Source organism: Chitinophaga costaii (genome assembly GCF_900094705.1).
In the GTDB taxonomy this organism is placed as follows: Bacteria; Bacteroidota; Bacteroidia; order Chitinophagales; family Chitinophagaceae; genus Chitinophaga; species Chitinophaga costaii.
Window position 1 is genome coordinate 15,195 of sequence record NZ_FMAR01000009.1, and the last position, 18,922, is coordinate 34,116.

The following is an 18,922-nucleotide window of genomic DNA, read 5'->3' on the forward strand; positions in this document are numbered from 1 at the left end:
CATTATTTTTAAATAGCACCAAGCTGGTTAACTATAGATTAGTAGTTTCTAATGATGGCAATGGCAATACATACTGGGCTTCGCCAGTGCTATGGTCGCTCCATAACATATCGGTAATACCAAAGCGCTTGTACGCATAGAACGATTGCCCCTCTCCGTAAAATTCTTTAATGTATTCTGTGAGCAGTACGGAATTACGATTTACATCTGTAAGCGTAATTGAGGTAGCTTCCCGCGCCGTTCTATAAGTGGCAAAGTAAACGTTGGCCTCATCCAGCGGTGCGCATTCGCTGGCTATCAGGTACATTTCCGATAAGCGGATCAATGGTACAGAAAAAGGGTTGTTGTTGCCGGTGGCCGCAATCATTTCCGCATACTTCTTAGTAGAAGAACAGGTGGTGCCCACGGTATAAGAATACACACTATAGAAAAGGGAGGACCGGAGGTCGGGTATGTTTTGATATAAGTCTACAGCTGTTCTGGTTTGAGGAGTAACATTAGACGCCTGCGAGCCGCTGGACATTCCCGCATCATCGAAGGTGGTCATGTTCAGGCCAAAAAGGTGCTCCGTAAAAAACACGTAGTTCTTGGCAGACAGGTTGGCCCGCACCCCAAAGCTGAATTTTTTGGTATTGTTGTCGGTATTCACCGCATTGATCACCATCAGCGCATATTTCAACGCATTTTCTTTATCGCCCATCCATAAGTACACCCTGGCCTTAAGACCCAGCACAGCATAATAGTTCATGCGGTTTTGCCGGTAATACCAGAACATGCTGGTATATTCAGATTTAGAAGCCCATGTTGTGTTCAGCGAATAGGGAGCATATTTCACAATAGGGTCGTAAGTTTGGAGTAAAGGTTCTGCCTTATCCAGATCGGCCAGCAATTTTGTCATATAACTGGTATAGGTATCGTACGGGATGGCGTCTTTAGTAACGCTGGTTACGTAGGGCAGATAAGTTTTAGTACCCGCATTGCCCGGCATGGGGCCATACAGCCTTATCATATCGAAGTGATTAAACGCCCGCAGCGCCAGCGACTCCCCTTCTATGAGCTTGGCTACCCTGGTTTCCAGAATGGTTTGGGTAGAGAGTGCATCCAGCAAGCTATTAATATTGGCCAGTACGTTGTATTGGTTGATAAACGTTGTACCCAATGACTGATCTGCCTCAGTAGCAGTATAATCGTGATGAATCAGTTCATAATTAAGGGTAGCAGGCTTATTGGAATAATATAACTGCGCCATAAATTCCACACCGCCATTTACAAAAAAACTGGAGGGTGAATAGTTTTTACGCATGTCTATATAAATACCTACCAGCGCATCCGTATATCCCTGCGTACTGGCAAAAAGCTTGTCTTTGGTGGTTTCCTGCGCCGGTTCCACGGTGAGGTATTTTTTGCACCCGGTAATACTTATTAACAGTGTAACTGATAATAAAAGGATCTTTATGTTATTCATGATTTTATTCATTAAAACGTGCATGATAAAGCGAATGTAGGCTTGAGCGTATAAGGATAACTGGTACCCCTTTCCTGGTCAATATTGCTCCAGTAAGACAAATCGCTCATGGATGCAGAAATGCCCAGGTGCTGAATATTTATACGTGACAGCCAACGTGCCGGCAGCTCATACATGATATTTACACTATTGAACAAGATGGTATTTTCCGTAAACACGAAGCGATCGTTAGCCAGTGTAGAAGTGTTATTGAGTAGCGATTTATAAGGCGCTATATCCCCCGGTTTCTGCCAGCGATTGCTCAATACGCGACGGTCTACGTTTGTTCTTACATACGCGTTTTCTACCTGTCCCATCAACGTTTGATTCAGTTTTTTACCACCAAAACGGGCAGCAAAACCAAGGTTGGCTACGAAAGACCCATACCGTACCGAAGTACTCAGGCGTCCATTTATTTTGGGTTGAGAGCTACCCACCGCTATTTTCTGAAAGCCGGATATGTTGTTGCTTACCGTACCATCTATATTCTGGTAAAGCACTTTTCCAGTAGCAGCATCTACGCCGGGTGATTTAAGTACATAAATTTCATCGATAGACTGCCCTTCTACGTATTCATAGTAAAACGACCGGTCTGAATTGGTGCCAGCCGGCGTTTTATTGGCCTCCTTCAAGGCATCGCTCAGTTTTACGAGCACGTTTTTATTACTGTATGCGGCAACCTGTATAGACCAACTGAACTTTTTTTCATTGTTGCGCAGTATGTACACAGAGGCCGAAAAATCGTACCCACTATTGTTTACCTGTCCCAAATTTTCCGTATAGCTATTAAACCCATGCGACAGCGGCAGCGTGGCCTGCGTAATGGTATTTGGTGTGCGCTTCTTGTAATAGTTGAAATCCAAAGAAACCCTTCCGTTGAAAATGGAAACATCTGCCCCAAAATTTTGCTGGTAGGTATTTTGCCAGGAAAGATCAGGGTTGCCTATTCCTGTAAGTGTAGTCCCCACCATAGAGCGGTACAATTGGGTGCGGTCGTAAGTATAAGTAGTAAGCGACTGGTAGGGGGCAAAATTGAGACCACCCGTTACGCCATAGTTATAGCGCAAACGCAGCAGATTTATAAAGGTAACATTGTCTTTAAAAATTTTCTCATTGCTCACCGTCCAACCAAAGCCGGCGGAGTAAAACTTGCCATAACGTGTGTTGGGCCCAAATGACGAGCCTCCTTCCATGTTATAAGATGCATCGGCAAAATAGCGGCCATCGAAGTTATAATTTGCTGTACCACTAAACCCTAAACTACGCACAGTAGCTTCCGTAGTAGATGGCTGATTACCACTGTAGGACGCCCCGTTAGATATATCGGTTTGCTGGTCGTTGGCAAAACCTACTACAATGAAGGAGTTGGCATTATTTTTATTTTCAACCACCTGAGCATTGGCGCCCACATACACACTATGCCTTCCGAATACCTGGCCGTAACTAAGATTAGTGCGGAACTGGTACCCCTGCTGCATACTGTTCGTCTTAGCGTAAGAACCTTTCTGGGTAAACTGAAGGAAGTCGATATTGGATGGCGATTTAAAAACATCTGCACTGCCTATCTGCCGCGTGTAGCCGGCAGAGTTACTCCACTTCAGCGTGGGGGTAATGTCCCAATCCACCGCAGTGGTATTGCGGATCATCGTATACTGGGCCTTGTTGAAGTCTGTTAGCGAGCCATTGTAGGCAGGGTTAGCTTGTGTACCACTAAAGGTATTGAACTGCATTACCGAGCTGCCGTCTGTATTATAGGGGTTCCAGTAAGGATTCATCAACACATAGTTGCTATAATCGCCCCAGGTGCTATTGGCAGAATTATTAATACCAATGCCAAGGTTATTGGTGAAACGCACTTTGGGCAGCAGGTAAGCAATGCTCATAGATCCGTTGATATTATCACGCTTCGATCCTTTCATGGCACCGGTAACCTGGTCGTACGATACATTCATGATGTAGCGAAACTGTGCATCCCCCCCACTCAGGTCTAGCTTATGATACTGGCCAATGCCCGTACGCAGCGGCACGCGGGCCCAGTTGGTATTAACGCCCTCTTTGATAGACTTCAGATTAGCGTTATACAAATCGCTCAGGGTGGCCTGGGAAGACAGGTCGGTACTGGAGTACAGGCCTACCGACTTTTCCAGGGCCAGCTTTTCCGTGGCATTGAGGCGGTGGATGGAGGAAAGATCCGGTATTTCAAGATTGAGCCCTGTAGCATAGGAAATACGCAATTTACCAGATACCGGCTTAATGGAGGTGATCACCACCACACCATTGGCACCCCTGGAGCCATACATGGCGGTAGAACTGGCATCCTTTAAGATCACTACAGATTCTACATCGTTCTGGTTCATATCATACACCCTTTGCAGCGAAACTTCAAAGCCGTCTAAAATAAACAGCGGCAGGTTCAGGGTATTACGCACATTGCTTTGCAGGTCGTTAATATTGGCTAGTGTAGTACTGCCCCGGATCTCAATATCAGGCAGAGAGTTTGGATCAGAGCCCAGGTTATTTCTTTCCTGAATATCAAAAGAAGGATCGATGTTGCCGATGGTCTTCAACAAATTGCGGTTGCCGTACATCTTGATCTGTTCTTTCGTGATCACGGTTACTGCACCGGTAAAACTTTCCTTGGGCTTATCGAAGATACCAGTTACCACCACGTCTTTCAGGCGGGCATCATTTGTAGGAAGGGTGATCTTATAATTCGTTTTGCCAGGTACTATGCGGATCAATTGTGTTTTATATCCTACAAAACTAACCCGGATCACGGTATCACCGGGCGAGGGCGAAAAATCGAAAGTACCATCATCACTACCCCGGAACCCCAGCACATTTTTTCCAACAATCTGTATGGTAGCTCCCGGCATGGGTTTACCTTCTTCATCTACTACCGTACCTTTAATCTTTTCTGCCGGCGTGCTGGTGCCGGTATTCTTTGACTTAGGCGGCAGGCTAATGGTGATCACCTTGTCTTCAATACTGAATTCCAGGTTTTGATAACCCAGCACCGTTTTCAGGGCAGTTTCCAATGTTACGTTGATCAGGTTTACGTTGATCTTAATGTCCTGTACAATATTCTTTTTATAAAAAATATCATAGCCACTTTGCTGTTGTATCTTATTAAGGATACTGACAGTAGATTCATTTTTCTCCGTCAAAGTAATCCGTTGCCCCAAGGCAGCTGCGGAAAAGCACAGCAGGAGCGTAATCAGGGAGAGTGTGCGTTTTAGTTGATTGGCGCGCAAGCGCTTAAAGGGCACACGTAGCCAGTTAGGCGGAAACGATCCACATACATTTGGTTGCATTCTAAGTAAATTTTGGTTGAGTGTAATTTGTTGGCGTACCTACTACATTTTGACGCTATACGTATTGTTGTGCAAGTGGTGGATTGCTTTAAAGCATAAGATAATTTAACCGGTTTCTAATCTTATAACATTACCTGTTTGTTAATGGTGAATAAATTGTATACATTTTTATGTCATGGTATTACAATAAGTTTTCTGTCCTGAACCTGAAAACGCACGCCGCCTCTTTCCAATATTTTTAATATACGTGATAAGCTGGCATTCCTGTCTATGACACCATTGAAGGTATCATCTGTAGGCGTTTGCTGGTATTCGATGTCCAGGTTGTACCATCTTGAAATTTGCCGCATAACGGCGGGTAGCGGTAGGTCTTTGAAATAGAATTGCCCGGTTCTCCAAGCCAGCGCCATTGCCACATCGCCTGTTTGTACCTGTAGCAGGCCAGCCTGGCTAGACGTGGCTACTTGTCCGGGTTTTAAAATAGCTTGCTCGTTTATGCTTACAGCACCTTCTGCCAGTGTAGTCTTGGTAACTGGCTCATCGGCATAACTGTTGATGTTAAAACGGGTACCCAGCACTTTTACTTCCTGCCGGTTGGCCACTACAATAAAGGGATGTTGTGCATCGGTGGCTACTTCAAAATAAGCCTCACCGGTAAGCTGTACTTTTCTTTCCGACAAACCATTGAAGGAGGCTGCATACCGCAGCGATGATGCGGCATTGAGCCACACCTTAGACCCATCGGGCAGGTTCAACTGGTAGGTTTCTCCTTTCGAGGTAGTGAGGGTATTATAAAGATGTTCTCCCCCGCCGCTTACGGCGGCATCATCGTATACAATCTCTCCAGTTGCATTTTTTGTAACGCGTACCCCTGCCTGTTCGGCCACCTTCCCTTGAAGCTGCTCGTCCAGCACTATCCTGGTGCCGTTGGAGAGCGTGAGGGTAGCTGCGTTTTTACCAGGCTGTATATCATGCGCTGCCAGTTCCCGGACAGTCATCACAGGATGCCGGTGGGCCAATAAATAGGTACCCATGGCTATACCGGCCAGCAACACCGCTGCTGCGGCCACTTTATACCATAAGGGCCTTACCACCGGCTTATTGGAAATGGTAATTAGTTGTTGCCGGATGGCGGCCAGATCCTCTACCATGGCAGCAGCGGGGAGTACCTCCCGGTTGTCCAGTGAAAAGTGTAAATGCCAGCTCTCAACGATCGCAACTTCTTCGGGTGAAGCTGTACCATTCGTATACCGTTCAAGCAGGTCAACGCCATTGTATTGTTTCATGTCTTGCATATAAGCTCCATAAAGAAGAGACGGGAAAAAGGCTTAGGGGTCATCCTCCGCGAAAATTTTTTTTTCGCAGTGCCGGTTACCCTTTAAAGCAGAAAAAAATGTACTAGTAGCGAAGTAATAAATATAGATAGGCGAGCAGGCCGAGGCGGGAACGCAGTATTTTAAGTGCCTTCTTTACATGGTTGCGAACGGTGTGTTCAGACAGGTCTAACTGTTGCGCAATCTCTGCGTAGGTGAGATGATTAATCCTGCTGAGTTCAAATACCTCCCTCATTTTTTCGGGCAGGGCGGATATTTCTTTTTCAATAATAGCCTGCAACTGCTTTTCCCTGACCTGGTGGTCGGTAATGCTTATACCCTTATCCGCATATTCCTGTAAGGCAAGGGCGTAGTTATTTTTACGCTTGTCTTCCTGAATAGCGCGAAGAATGGCATACCGTACGGAGGTATATAAATAACCGGCTACATTTTGCGGCAGGGTGAGTGTGCCGCGTTTAGTCCACAGGGTGATGAATAGATCCTGAATAATGTCTTTCACTATTTCACGCTCCTGTAGCCACTTATAGGCATACCGGTGTAATATTTCCTTGTAGCGGTCGTAAAGTTCGGTGTATGCCGTCTGGTCATCTGCCTTAATGAGGTCAAATAAAACCTGATCATTTAATGTCTTGTATTCCGGCATACGCTATTGGTTCACTGCCCGCTTAAGGACGCCTAAAATAACAAAACTATGGGTAAAAATAATTCGTAAAAAAATACAGGCTGATTTTCCAGGGTGCCTGCCCATAGAAATGATGAACCAGCATCCACCCGGCCCACCCGGTTTAATTGCAGGTAATTAATTACCTTGCCCTAAGTTTCATCGCATTAAAAGACTTGTCATCTGTTTCAACAGGCACCACTGGATATTGAGCATGCATTGGTACAACAGGCCGCCGAAGGCCACCGGGACGCGTTTGCCCGGCTGTACACGCATTACTATCCTACCTTGCAGGCAGCCATTAACTTCATCACTAAAAATACCGACCAGACCGACGAAATTCTTCAGGAAACCTTTCTGCGCATGTGGGCTGCCCGGGAAAAGCTGGTGCTGGTACGCTCTTTTGAAAGTTATGCCTTCCGCATAGCCCGCAATTTCCTGTACGACCTGCTGCGCCGCGAAAAAGTACATGAGCGCGCATTGGAAGCCCTCCGTGCGCAGGAAAATGGCATTGACCACGAAGATCCCCTTTTGCACAAAGAGTTTTACGATATTGCCGCCACCGCCATTGCCCAGCTAGACCCGTTGAAACGCGACATATTCCTGCTCCGCACCCAGGAAGCCATGCCCTTTGCACAGATCGCCGAAAAAATGGGCCTGGCCGTGGTGACAGTCAAAAAACATTACTACGATACCTATCATTCCCTCAAAACCCTGATCAGTGAACATGGCGGCCTGTTTGCTTTCCTTTTTATCCTCTGGACCCGCCATTAAATTTTTTTTTCCGACGACCATATACGAACCTTCTTTTACTTCGTCTGTATATTATAATCTACTGCATGCAAGACCAGGATATCATATTATTAATTATTAAATATAAATCAGGGAATTTAAGTCCCGACGAGGAAGCGGCATTGTTTTCCTGGTATCATCAGGCCGCTATATCAGATGTACAAAGGTTGCTGCATGCAGCGGGGGAACCTGCGGGAAGGGAAATGCCACTGACCTTCCGCAACCAATTGGAAAGCAGCCTGGACGCCGCCGATACTTCCATCAAAGCAGTGCCTGCAGTATCCGGTAAATTACGCCGCCTGCACATAGGCTGGTGGATAGCGGCTTCTTTACTGATCATGGCAGGCGTTACTTACCTGCTGCGCCGCCAGCCTACTGCCTCTCCTGCGGCAGTTATAGCCCATGTGGATGTAGCCCCCGGCAGAAGCGGAGCCTTGCTCACGCTAGCCAATGGAGTGGTGGTAAACCTGGATAGCGCCGGAAACACAGCGATTGTGGCGCAGCAGGGTGCTCAACTGGATACGCTGAAAGGGCAATTGAACTATGCCGGCCACCAGCCCGCTGCGACGGATGTGGCGTATAACACCATTACGGTTCCGGCCGCCCGGCAGTTTAAGGTTGTGCTGGCAGATGGCACTTCCGTATGGCTCAATGCCGGCAGCGCCCTGCGCTATCCCACCGCCTTTAACGGGCCGGAGCGTAGCGTTACCATTAGCGGGGAAGCATATTTTGAAGTAGCCCCCCGCGCACAACAGCCCTTCCAGGTGAAGGTGAGCGACGGATCTACGATATCGGTGCTTGGCACACAATTTAACGTAAACGCCTATACGGACGAACAGGCCGTACGCACCACCCTGGTAAGCGGCAGCCTGCGGGTAAGTGCTTCCGGCAAAGACTTACTACTGCAACCAGGCCAGCAGGCAGTAGCGGCCAATGGCGTGCAACTGGTAAAGGCGGCAAACATAGCACAAGCAGTTGCCTGGAAAGAGGGCATCTTCGATTTCGATAAAATGGATGTAGCAGCCGTCATGCGTCAACTGGCGCGCTGGTACGACTTGCAGATCATATATGAAAATGGCGTACCCGACACCCGGTTTTACGGAGAAATAGGCCGTAATCTCCAGTTGTCGGATGTGTTGGAAGGATTGCGGTTATCCGGCCTGCATTGCAGGTTGGAAGCGGGCCGCAGGCTCATCGTGCTGCCGTAACAGCATGCAGTAGGTAGAAAAAAATGTAAATAGATAGCGATCAGGCAAACCTCTGCCTGCAAAAAAGCCGTTCCAGGGTGAGAGTTGGAACGGCCTGAGTAGCAGGAAAGTGAACAATTATTTTCTGGACAACTGTTTTATCATTCCAAACCAATTGCAAATTATGCAAAAAATTGCGCTTTGTGATCGGAACGTCCCTGCCATGCCTTTCCAGGCTCCATACGGCCTCCGGTTATCAACCAAAATCAAGTTAGTCATGAAACTAACCGCGTTACTGCTTACCCTTGCTTGCATGAGTGTAAGCGCTAAGGTACTTTCTCAGTCCGTGACCTTCACGGGCAAAAATGTATCGCTGGAAAAGGTATTTTCCGTCGTCCGTTCGCAAACAGGCTACCACGTGTTTTGCGACGACCGGCTATTGTCGCAGGCGGCGCCGGTAACGGTAAGCGCCACTAACATGCCTTTACAGAAATTCCTGGACCTGCTGCTCAAAAACCAGTCGCTGCAATACCTGGTGCGGGAGCAAACTATTTTCGTAAGCCCAAAAGCTGCCCCCATACCGGCAGAAGCGGCATCGCCAGGCGTACCGGTACAGGGCCACATTTATGATGAAGTGGGCAATCCCCTATCCGGCACCACCATTAAAATCAAAGGCACCAACCGTTCCGTGATTTCCGGCAACGATGGCAGCTTTAACATTACGGCCAATGTGGGCGACGTACTCGTGTTCACCTTCGTAGGTTTTCAGCCGCAGGAAATTCGCGTGGGCAACAGTACCAATCTAGATATAAAGCTGCACACCGCACGGGTAGACATTGGAGAAGTAACCGTGGCCTCCGTATCTACCGGCTACCAGCAGATCACCGCAGAACGCGCCACCGGCTCCTATGGGGTCATAACGGCCAAAGAACTGCAGAATGTGCCTTCCACTAATATCCTGGAAAAATTGGAGGGTAAAGAACCTGGCGTTATGATAGACGTGCGGCGCAACACCATACAGTTACGCAGCGTAAATACCTATACACTGAATCAAACGCCGCCGCTGATCGTAATAGACGGCTTCCCCATGCTGGAGTCGGGCGATAACCAGAAACTTACCTCGCTCACCAACTCCACCATGGCCAACAATGCCATTTTGAGCACTATCAATCCTGCAGACATTGCGCAGATCACTTTCCTTAAAGACGCCGTAGCCACCTCCATCTGGGGCGCTCGCGGCGCCAATGGCGTGATCGTGATAGATACTAAGAAAGGTAAACGTGGCATGACCACCCTGAACCTCTCCTCTACCGTAAGCGTAGCCGGCAGCCCTAAGTTTTCTGACCTGCACTGGATGAATACCGCCCAGTATGTAGACCTCGAAAAAGAATTGGTTAATAAAGGTTTCATCACCGACGCTACGCAAACATCCTACTACAACCCGCTACAGGCCTACAATCCCAGCGAAGTGCAGGAATGGTTGTTTAAAGTGCAGCGCGGTACGGCCACCCAGGCTGAAGCCGATGCGGCCATTAGTAAAATAGCGACGCGCGATAACAGCGGCCAGATCAAAAAGTACCTGTTGCAAAATGCCGTGACCCAGCAATACAACCTCTCCTTATCGGGTGGCGACAATTCCAACACCTATTATATTTCGGCCAATTACAACCGCGACCAGCCCATTTATAAAAGCAACAGCGCAGAAAACATGTTTCTGACAGCCAACCTGACCAACGACCTGTTTAATAAAAGGGTGAGGGTTACCACCGGCATCAACTACCAGTATGCCACCAGTAAGGTGAATGGTTCGGCAGTAGATGCCTTAAGCCTTTCCCAAACGTCCCTGCGCCCCTACGACATGCTGGTAGACAGCAGCGGACAGCATATCCAACACGACATCCTGTTTCGCCCGGAAGTGGCCGAAGGATTGGTAGCCAAAGGATATCTGCCGTTTTCTTACAACGCCGTAGACGAATTGAATTACTCCAACACCATCAGCAAAACCAACCAGTTCCGCATCAACACCGGTATTAACGTAAAGATCACCGACTGGCTCAATGCCGACATTACGGGTATGTACCAGCGCAATATGACCAACAGTAACGGGATCGATGAATTACAGAGTTACCTGGGCCGTATTTTCGTGAACAACGCCACTACTATTTCCAGTACCGGCAAAGTTGTGTACAACCTGCCCAAAGGAGGTATTTACCGCCTCCACGATGCATCGGCCTACGATTATAACCTGCGCGCACAGTTAAATGCCAGCCGCCAGTTTAACGCAGACAACCAGTTTACCGCCCTGGCAGGTGCAGAAATAAAACAAGCCTACAACAAAGGATACGGCAGCACCCAGTATGGTTACGACCCGTTATCCAACACCTTTGGCACGGTAAACCCTACAACACCATACGCCACCATGTACGGCTGGACCTCCACGCTGGGCAACCCCTTTGATCCGGTGACCGAGCAGCGCAACCGCTATCTCTCCTATTTTGGCAATGCCGCTTATACCTACAAAAGCCGTTACAACCTTTCCGGCAGCATGCGATTCGACGACTATACGTTGCTGGGCCTGGCCCGCAGCAAACGCGCCAAACCTTTTTACTCCGTTGGTTTTAAGTGGAACATGAAGGAAGAAGGATTCCTGCAACCCATCGCATGGGTAAATGGCCTGGACCTGCGCATTACTTATGGCACCGGCGGCAGTGTACCGCTGGCTGGAAGCACCCTGCCTGTTGTTACGGTAAACAGTACCGATTACAACACCGGCCTGCCTACCGGCACCATACAAACACCCGCCAATGAACAACTGCAATGGGAACTTACCCACACGTTCAATATGGGTGCAGACCTGCGCGTACTGCACGACCGTATTACCGCCAGCGTAGACGTGTACTTTAAAAGAAACAGCGGCATTCTCGCTAACCTGCCTTTTAATCCCACTTACGGCTGGAGCTATGTGAGCTTTAATACCGGCACCATGAAAAGCCATGGCGTAGAACTTGGCATCACCGGCAAGATCGTGGACCAGCGGGATTGGGGCATCACGTCTACCTTCAACTTCTCCTACAGTGCCAACATGGTGACAGACAGCCGCTATAAACCCAGTAGCGGCAGTTCCTTAATTCAGGGTAGTACTCCCGTGAAAGGACGTCCCATAGGTGGCGTGTATGTGTATCGCTCTGCGGGCCTGGACAACCAGGGACAAACCCAGATCTACGACCACAATAACAAGATCATTTCCAGTACAACCAATCTTACCTCCGACTTTGGAGAGAAAGACGTGAAATATGCCGGCACCAGCGTTTCACCCTACTTCGGTGGATTCTTCAATACATTCCGGTATAAACAGTTTGAACTGGGCGTGCAGATGACCTATTACATGGGAGGCGTGTTCCTGAAACCTGCTATCAATAACTATCCCACCTTTGCAGGCTATTTTAGCGGCACACTGGGACGCCAGGAAGACCTGGCCAAACGTTGGGAAAAACCCGGCGATGAAGCCACCACCAACGTGCCGGGGCTGGACTATGTAAATTCCAACAGCATTACACGCTACCGCTATTCCGACAAGTTAGTCCGGAGTTCAGATAATATCCGCTTGCAGCAAATTTCCCTCACCTACAATTTCCCGGCTTCGCTATTGTCGCGCAAGGTAATCAGGGGATTGTCTGTCAGCGGCAATGTGCGCAACCTGGGCATGCTATGGGCGCGTAATAAAGAGAAACTGGATCCGGAATACCTCAATAGCACGGCTACCTATGCAGCGCTGCCGCCGGTAACCAGCTACCTGTTCAATGTTAATATATCATTCTAAGCAAAGCGTATCATGAAGAAATTAATATATCTACTGGCAGTACCGCTCCTGATCATGGGCAGTTGCCGCAAATACGTGGAAGTGACGCAGATTGGCACCCGTACCCTCACGCTCACCAGCGATTACCGCGCGGTGTTAGACAACAACAGCGTGATGGAAAACGGGTATGGCATGCCTATTTATTCCTGCGACGATACCCGTTTCCTGGACACTACCAAACAAAAAAAACTGACAGACATCTACCAGCACGCCTACTCCTGGCAGGCGCCTTACCTCACTGAAACACAGGGCGACGTAGATTGGGAAACCCTCTATAAGTCCATTTACGTGTGCAACCAGGTGACAGACGGCGTACTCACCAGCCAAGGTACCGATGAGCAACTGAAAAAGACCGTATATGCGGAAGCGTTAGTACACCGTGCTTATTTTTACTGGTGCCTGGTGAATATGTATGCCAAACAATACGATGCTTCCACCGCCGCCACAGACCTGGGCGTGCCCCTGCTGCTTACGCCAGACCTTTTTGCCAGCCTGCACCGCGCATCGGTAGCAACGGTTTATGCACAGATCATCACCGATCTGCAAGCCGCTGCCCCCGACCTGCCCGACCTGCCGGATTATAAGACCCGCCCTTCACAGGCCGCAGTGTATGCCTTACTGGCGCGCACCTACCTGTGTGAAGGCGACTACGCACATGCCAGCACCTACGCCGGCCAGGCCTTACAACTGCAATCGTCTTTGGCCAACCTGAATACTTATGTAAACAATACCAGCGCCATTCCCCGCCGCCTGCAAGACCCGGAAATCATTTTCTCGAAAGTGCAGTCCGGCACCAACTACCAGGGCATTCAACTCGATACAGCCCTGCTTTCCCTGCTGGGCAACAACGACCTGCGCTATGTACTCTTTGTAAAACCAGGTGGCAGTTTTAGTCCTTCGTTCAATGGGTATGGCTACTGGCGGTATCGCTACACCTCGGAAGGCATCTACCAGGGCCCATCGGTTCCGGAAATGATGCTGATCAAAGCCGAATGCGCCGCCCGCACCAACGATGCGGCTACTGCCATCGGCACGCTGAATACCCTGCGACAGCAACGTTTTGCACCGGCAGATTATACCAGCCTGCCGGTGGGTACGCCCACCGCCGCACTTAATGCAGTGATTCAGGAAAGAAGACGGGAACTGTTTGGCACCGGCATGCGCTGGTTCGATCAGAAACGCTACAATAAAGAGTCCGCCCTGGCAGAAACCGTAACGCGCAATTTCCTGGGTACCGACTATACACTGGCACCCAATAGTAATCAATACGTATACCCGATCGGGACTAAATACACCCTGCTGAACCCGGAGCTGGAACAAAATCCTTATTAACCAACCATCCGCACGAATAACCGACTATTTACACTGCATGCGGGCAGCAGGCTACTGAAGGGTAGCCTGCTGCCCGCATGCTTAAAGGAAAACCATGAAACAATATTGGATACGTTTATTCATTGCACTGCTGATGCTTTCGCATGGCCTATACGCACAGACCGACAGTGGACGGCTGCGGGGCATTACGGTGCCCATAGCAGGCGATTCCATGCATTTTACTTACTACCCTGCTGGTGGCCCACTGCAACAGGAGCAGCATATTACCGCCATGGCATACGCCTTCAATGATTACAAATGGGTGGCAGTAGACCTGCCCCTGGTACAGGAAAACGGACATTGGACTGGCCATTACCTGGTACCGGCACCATGCGCTTTCCTGGCCATTCAATTTGTAAAAACCGTGAGCGGCGTTGTAACGATAGCCGATAATAATGACGACCGCGGGTTTGTTATGACTACCCGCGATAAAGCTGGCAGGATCATGCCGGGAGCAGACCTGGCCTGGGGCATTTTCCGCTACCCCGCATTGGGCAAAGCCCCCACCGGTTACTTCCACCAGTTTACCATTAGCAAAGAAGCATGGCAATTATGGATGACTAAAGAGCGGGAACATTTTCCCCAAAATATACATAAGTATTTCGAGGTGTACCTGGCCGCCTTGCAGGCAAAAGACTCCGCAGCCTTCCCACAAATCGCCGAACGTAACCTGGTAAAATATGCCAAAGAACCCGGCACTGCGGAAGATGACCTCATTACCGTGATGAACTGCTACCGCTTCCAGTTGAAAGACACCGCTAAAGCAGACTCCGTGCATCGCTTTATCCTATCCCGGTACCCGCAGGGAAAAATAGCCCGGCAGGTACGCTATAATGATGTTTCGGCCATGCCGCTGGATGAAAAGAAACTCGTCGCTATGGAAGGCCTGTTACATGACTTCCCGGTGAATGCTTACCGGCAGACCCACGACGGCACACAAAATTTTATCTACTACAATATGTATCGCCAACTGGCTTCCGCCTACTTCGCCAGCCAGCAGGACGATAAATTGCGGGCACTGATACCAGATATGGACCTGAGTACCCTTAACGAGATTTTCCGATGGAACATAGACCGCATTTTTACCTTGCACAAACTACCCCTGGAACGTATTTATCCCGTAGCCCATGCCCTGATCGATGAAATGATTAAAAAAAGAAATGACCTTTCTTACATGGATGGCACCCGCTACACGCCCCAACAGGCACTGGAGGTAGCTACCCTGCAACTGGATAATAAACTATCTATCCACATTCGCTTGCTGGATCAAATGGGGCGTTACGAAGAGGCAAAACCTTACCTGGCCTACCTATCGGAACAGGGAAAATACAGCGACGCAGCGCTGAATGAAGCACATGCCGATATACTGGCCCATACCGGCGCCCCTGCCATGGTACTGCCGGTATTGGAAATGGGCATGCGGTACAGCGCAGCCACCCCCGCCATGATAGCGGCTTTAAAGCAAGATTATACCGAAAAACATGGCAACCTCGATGGGTATGATAACTATGTAGCCAGCTTAAAACCTGCTGCCGATGTAGCGGCCCTCCACGCAGCGCTGAAAGCCAAAATGATCCATGAAAAAATTACCCCCTTCCAGCTTACCGGCCTGGATGGGCAAATCGTAAACAGTAATAACTGGCAGCACAAAATTATTGTAATCGATTACTGGGCTACTTGGTGCTTTCCCTGCAAGGCCGCCTTCCCAGGCATGCAATTGGCCATAGATCATTTTGCGGCAGACAGTACGGTGGCCTTTTATTTCATCGCCACCATGGAACGCAAAAAAAGCTACAAAGAAGATATTCAACAATACCTGCAAACCAGCGGCTACCGCTTTCACGTATTACTGGACGACAACAACAAAAAGACCGGCGCTAATGACCGTGTATTCAGCAGCATGACGCCCCTGTTTCACTCATCGGCCATTCCGCGCAAGGTTATCATCAAAGATGGTTATATCCGCTACACCGCCGAAGGATACGCCGGCAGCCCCAGTGGGCTGATGGAAGAAATATCCACCGTAATTTCTATACTGAAAGCAGAAAACGAATGAAACGCAGGTTAATGATAACATGGTGCTGCCTCTGCTGCCTGGGAGTGGTGCAGGCGCAGTTGAAAAGCCTGGATTCCAGCGCCTATAAGGATTGGAAAACCATTACCAGCCCCTTGATGGCAGGTACTGGCCATTGGGTGATGTACAGCCTCCTGCAAGGCAGTGGCAGCACCCGCTATTTCGTGAATACGCAGACCGGCCAGTCCCTGCAACTGGATAGCGTGCGCGATGTAGCGTTCTTTGCCAAAGGAAACTGGATATCCTACACCGTATCCCGGAAGAGCGGCGACTCCCTCTTTTTCTGGCAACCGGATACCCATCAAAAAATATACTGGCCCCACGGCAGGCCACAGCCCCTCCAGGAGTCGGCGCGGCTAGTAGCCGCCACCATCGGCAAACCGGGCAGATTTACAGTGTATAACCTGGAAAAGCACGACAGCATTGCTTTTGAAGAGGTACCTAAATACCAGTTGTACGACCACGACCAGCGTATATGCTTTCAACGGAAAGACACGCTACTGGATGGCCCGTTGAAAGGGCCTTACCGGGTAGTGTATAAAGGCCCACTCTCCGATTATACCTTTCACCCGGAAAAAAAGACCGGATGCATTTTGTCCGACAGCTGCGTATATACGTTCACGTTATCCGGCGGCCCACCCGTAAAATGCATAGACTTCCGCGACATACAATTACCAGCACCTTATCACCCGGTGTTACGCGCCTACGACGTAAGCCCCGGCACCAGCAGCCTGCTGCTGGACGTGCGGCAGGACCAGGCCGCGCCCCCTCCTCCTGCACCACCACTGCATGCAGGTTTTGAACTGGAGCTGTGGACCTGGAACGAAGGTGTGTCGCAGCGCCGCCAGCGCAAAGGCGTGTACAACAAAACACCACAGGACGATGCCAGGTTTATTTACCATCCGCTAACGAAACAATGCGTACAGGTATTGACCGAGAACGCAGGCCAGCTCATGCTGCCGGAAGGCAACGATTATCGCTATGCCTTTCTCCTGGATAGCCATCCCTACCTGTACTCCATCGATTGGAAATACAGTGCCAATGCAGACATTTACCTCGTAGATGTGTATACAGGAGCGCGGGTACGCGTGGCCACCAATAGTTACGACTATCCGCAATGGAGCCCCGATGGCAGGCATGCCCTACTGTATGATGCACCCGGCAAGCAATGGCTTACCCTGGATACCACACGGCAACAATTTGTACCACTTCCCCATCCGCCTCCCTACCCGGTGTACGATGAAGACTATGATATGGCCCACCCGCCATTGGCATATGGCCTCGCAGGCTGGCTGAACGGCGGTAGCAGCGCGGTGTTATACGACCGCTACGACCTGTGGGTGGCAGACCTTTCTGGGCAAAAACCAACGTATGCACTAACGAGGGAGGAAGGCCGGGCTAAAGGCATTCAGCTACGCTTGCAGGGTGCCGATTATGCAGGCCTGCTTAACCTGGATAAACCCATTACCTTACGCAGCTTTAACGAGCATACAAAGTCTGCCGGCATATACCGGTACGAGCGCCAACACATAACCGCAGTGGCAGACCAGCCAGCTTACAGCATTAAAATACTGGCTACCGCCTCCGATGGGAAATCGGTGCTGTTCACCAAAGAAAGCTACCAGCAGAGCCCCGACCTGTGGTGGGGTAGCGCCAACCTGCGCACCACCCGCCAGCTTACCCGGCTAAACCCGCAGCAGCAGCAATATAACTGGGGCACGGTGAAGGTAGTTTCCTGGAAAAATTTTGCCGGCAACAACAATGAAGGATTACTCTACCTCCCACAGGATTACGACTCCACCAAGTCGTACCCGATGATTGTAAATTTTTATGAAACGCATGCGCACAATTTACACGCCTATATCACCCCACAGTACCCTACCTCCATCCTCAATATTGTGACCTATGTAAGTAATGGCTACATCGTATTTCAGCCAGACGTACACTATACCCTGGGCGATCCGGGCGAAAGCGCTTACAATGCCGTGGTAAGCGGCACCGAGGCCATGGTGGCCCGCGGCATTGCCGATAAAAAAAGGATAGGATTGCAAGGTCATAGCTGGGCAGGTTACCAGGCCGCTTATGTGGCCAGCCGCACCAATATTTTCGCCTGCGCCAGCCCCTGTGCCGCTGTGGTAAATATGACCTACAACTACAGCGCTATCCGCGCCAGCGGCGCCCCCTGCATGTTCCTGTATGAAAGCGGGCAATCCCGCATGGGTGGCAGCCTGTGGGAGATGAAGGAAAAGTATATCCAAAACTCCACCATCTTCCGGGCAGACAGTATCCATACACCCTTACTCATTTTTCACAATGATAAAGATGGTGCTGTAGCCTTCACCCAGGGCCTGGACCTTTTCCTGGCCATGCGCAGGCTGCAAAGGCCCGCCTGGCTGCTCAATTACAAAGGAGAAGGACATACACTGGATAACGAAGCAGCACAACGGGATTACGCCATCCGCATGCAGCAATTTTTTGATCATTACCTGAAGCAACAGCCCATGCCGTTATGGATGAAGGAAGGCATCAGTATAGACGAGCGAAAGTATACACAAAAATATACAGAGTAACACCCGGCTGTTCACAAGATATAGGGATACTGCGGCCAGCGGCTTCTACCCCATTTAATTGCCCACTTTGTACTATTTCCAGCCCACCAGCAACGCTGGTTTTAAAGCGATGCCTGCTCCCGGGCATCGCTTAATAATTACCCCCTTGCGCCAGTGAAAACGCTGCCTGCTACCCCACATTTTCCCCTGCTGGCGATCTCCTCCTTTCGCCTGCAGCCGGCCAATCATCATACCCCCTTTTAGTTATATGCTTATT

Annotated in this window: 11 protein-coding genes; 6 read left to right on the forward strand and 5 right to left on the reverse strand. The window is 49.6% G+C overall.

The genetic code is table 11. The annotated features are described in order from the left end of the window. Window positions 1–31: 31 nt before the first annotated feature. The 4 genes from GA0116948_RS13085 to GA0116948_RS13100 all read right to left on the reverse strand — a co-directional run bounded on the left by GA0116948_RS13085 (window position 32) and on the right by GA0116948_RS13100 (window position 6,795). Window positions 32–1,465, reverse strand: coding sequence for a RagB/SusD family nutrient uptake outer membrane protein (locus GA0116948_RS13085; RefSeq protein ID WP_165798464.1), 1,434 nt, complete (start codon window positions 1,463–1,465; stop codon window positions 32–34). An 11-nt stretch (window positions 1,466–1,476) separates the two neighbouring features. Then, window positions 1,477–4,818 (reverse strand): SusC/RagA family TonB-linked outer membrane protein, encoded by a 3,342-nt coding sequence (locus tag GA0116948_RS13090; protein WP_089712892.1) that lies wholly within the window; start codon window positions 4,816–4,818, stop codon window positions 1,477–1,479. A gap of 173 nt (window positions 4,819–4,991) precedes the next feature. Continuing rightward, entirely contained in the window at window positions 4,992–6,104 is a 1,113-nt protein-coding gene (locus GA0116948_RS13095; RefSeq protein WP_165798465.1) for a FecR family protein, read from the reverse strand. A gap of 112 nt (window positions 6,105–6,216) precedes the next feature. Continuing rightward, window positions 6,217–6,795: an RNA polymerase sigma factor gene (locus GA0116948_RS13100; protein ID WP_089712896.1), complete on the reverse strand. Its 579-nt coding sequence runs from the start codon at window positions 6,793–6,795 to the stop codon at window positions 6,217–6,219. A 237-nt stretch (window positions 6,796–7,032) separates the two neighbouring features. Here GA0116948_RS13100 and GA0116948_RS13105 point away from each other — a divergent pair, with 237 nt between their 5' ends. The 6 genes from GA0116948_RS13105 to GA0116948_RS13130 all read left to right on the forward strand — a co-directional run bounded on the left by GA0116948_RS13105 (window position 7,033) and on the right by GA0116948_RS13130 (window position 18,666). Beyond that, window positions 7,033–7,587: an RNA polymerase sigma factor gene (locus tag GA0116948_RS13105; protein ID WP_165798466.1), complete on the forward strand. Its 555-nt coding sequence runs from the start codon at window positions 7,033–7,035 to the stop codon at window positions 7,585–7,587. 65 nt (window positions 7,588–7,652) lie between these two features. Continuing rightward, a complete protein-coding gene (locus GA0116948_RS13110; protein WP_089712900.1) occupies window positions 7,653–8,813 on the forward strand; it encodes a FecR family protein in 1,161 nt (386 codons plus the stop codon). A gap of 256 nt (window positions 8,814–9,069) precedes the next feature. Beyond that, entirely contained in the window at window positions 9,070–12,612 is a 3,543-nt protein-coding gene (locus GA0116948_RS13115; protein ID WP_165798467.1) for a SusC/RagA family TonB-linked outer membrane protein, read from the forward strand. A gap of 12 nt (window positions 12,613–12,624) precedes the next feature. Continuing rightward, a complete protein-coding gene (locus GA0116948_RS13120) occupies window positions 12,625–13,983 on the forward strand; it encodes a RagB/SusD family nutrient uptake outer membrane protein (protein ID WP_089712906.1) in 1,359 nt (452 codons plus the stop codon). A 94-nt stretch (window positions 13,984–14,077) separates the two neighbouring features. After that, complete coding sequence (locus GA0116948_RS13125; protein ID WP_089712909.1) at window positions 14,078–16,078, forward strand: TlpA family protein disulfide reductase; 2,001 nt, start codon at window positions 14,078–14,080, stop codon at window positions 16,076–16,078. Then, window positions 16,075–18,666, forward strand: coding sequence for a S9 family peptidase (locus GA0116948_RS13130; protein WP_089712912.1), 2,592 nt, complete (start codon window positions 16,075–16,077; stop codon window positions 18,664–18,666). The genes GA0116948_RS13125 and GA0116948_RS13130 overlap by 4 nt, the downstream gene beginning before the upstream one ends. Before the next feature lie 72 nt (window positions 18,667–18,738). Here the strand turns inward: GA0116948_RS13130 and GA0116948_RS21285 are convergent, their stop codons facing one another. Continuing rightward, window positions 18,739–18,897 (reverse strand): hypothetical protein, encoded by a 159-nt coding sequence (locus tag GA0116948_RS21285; protein ID WP_165798468.1) that lies wholly within the window; start codon window positions 18,895–18,897, stop codon window positions 18,739–18,741. Window positions 18,898–18,922: the final 25 nt, after the last annotated feature.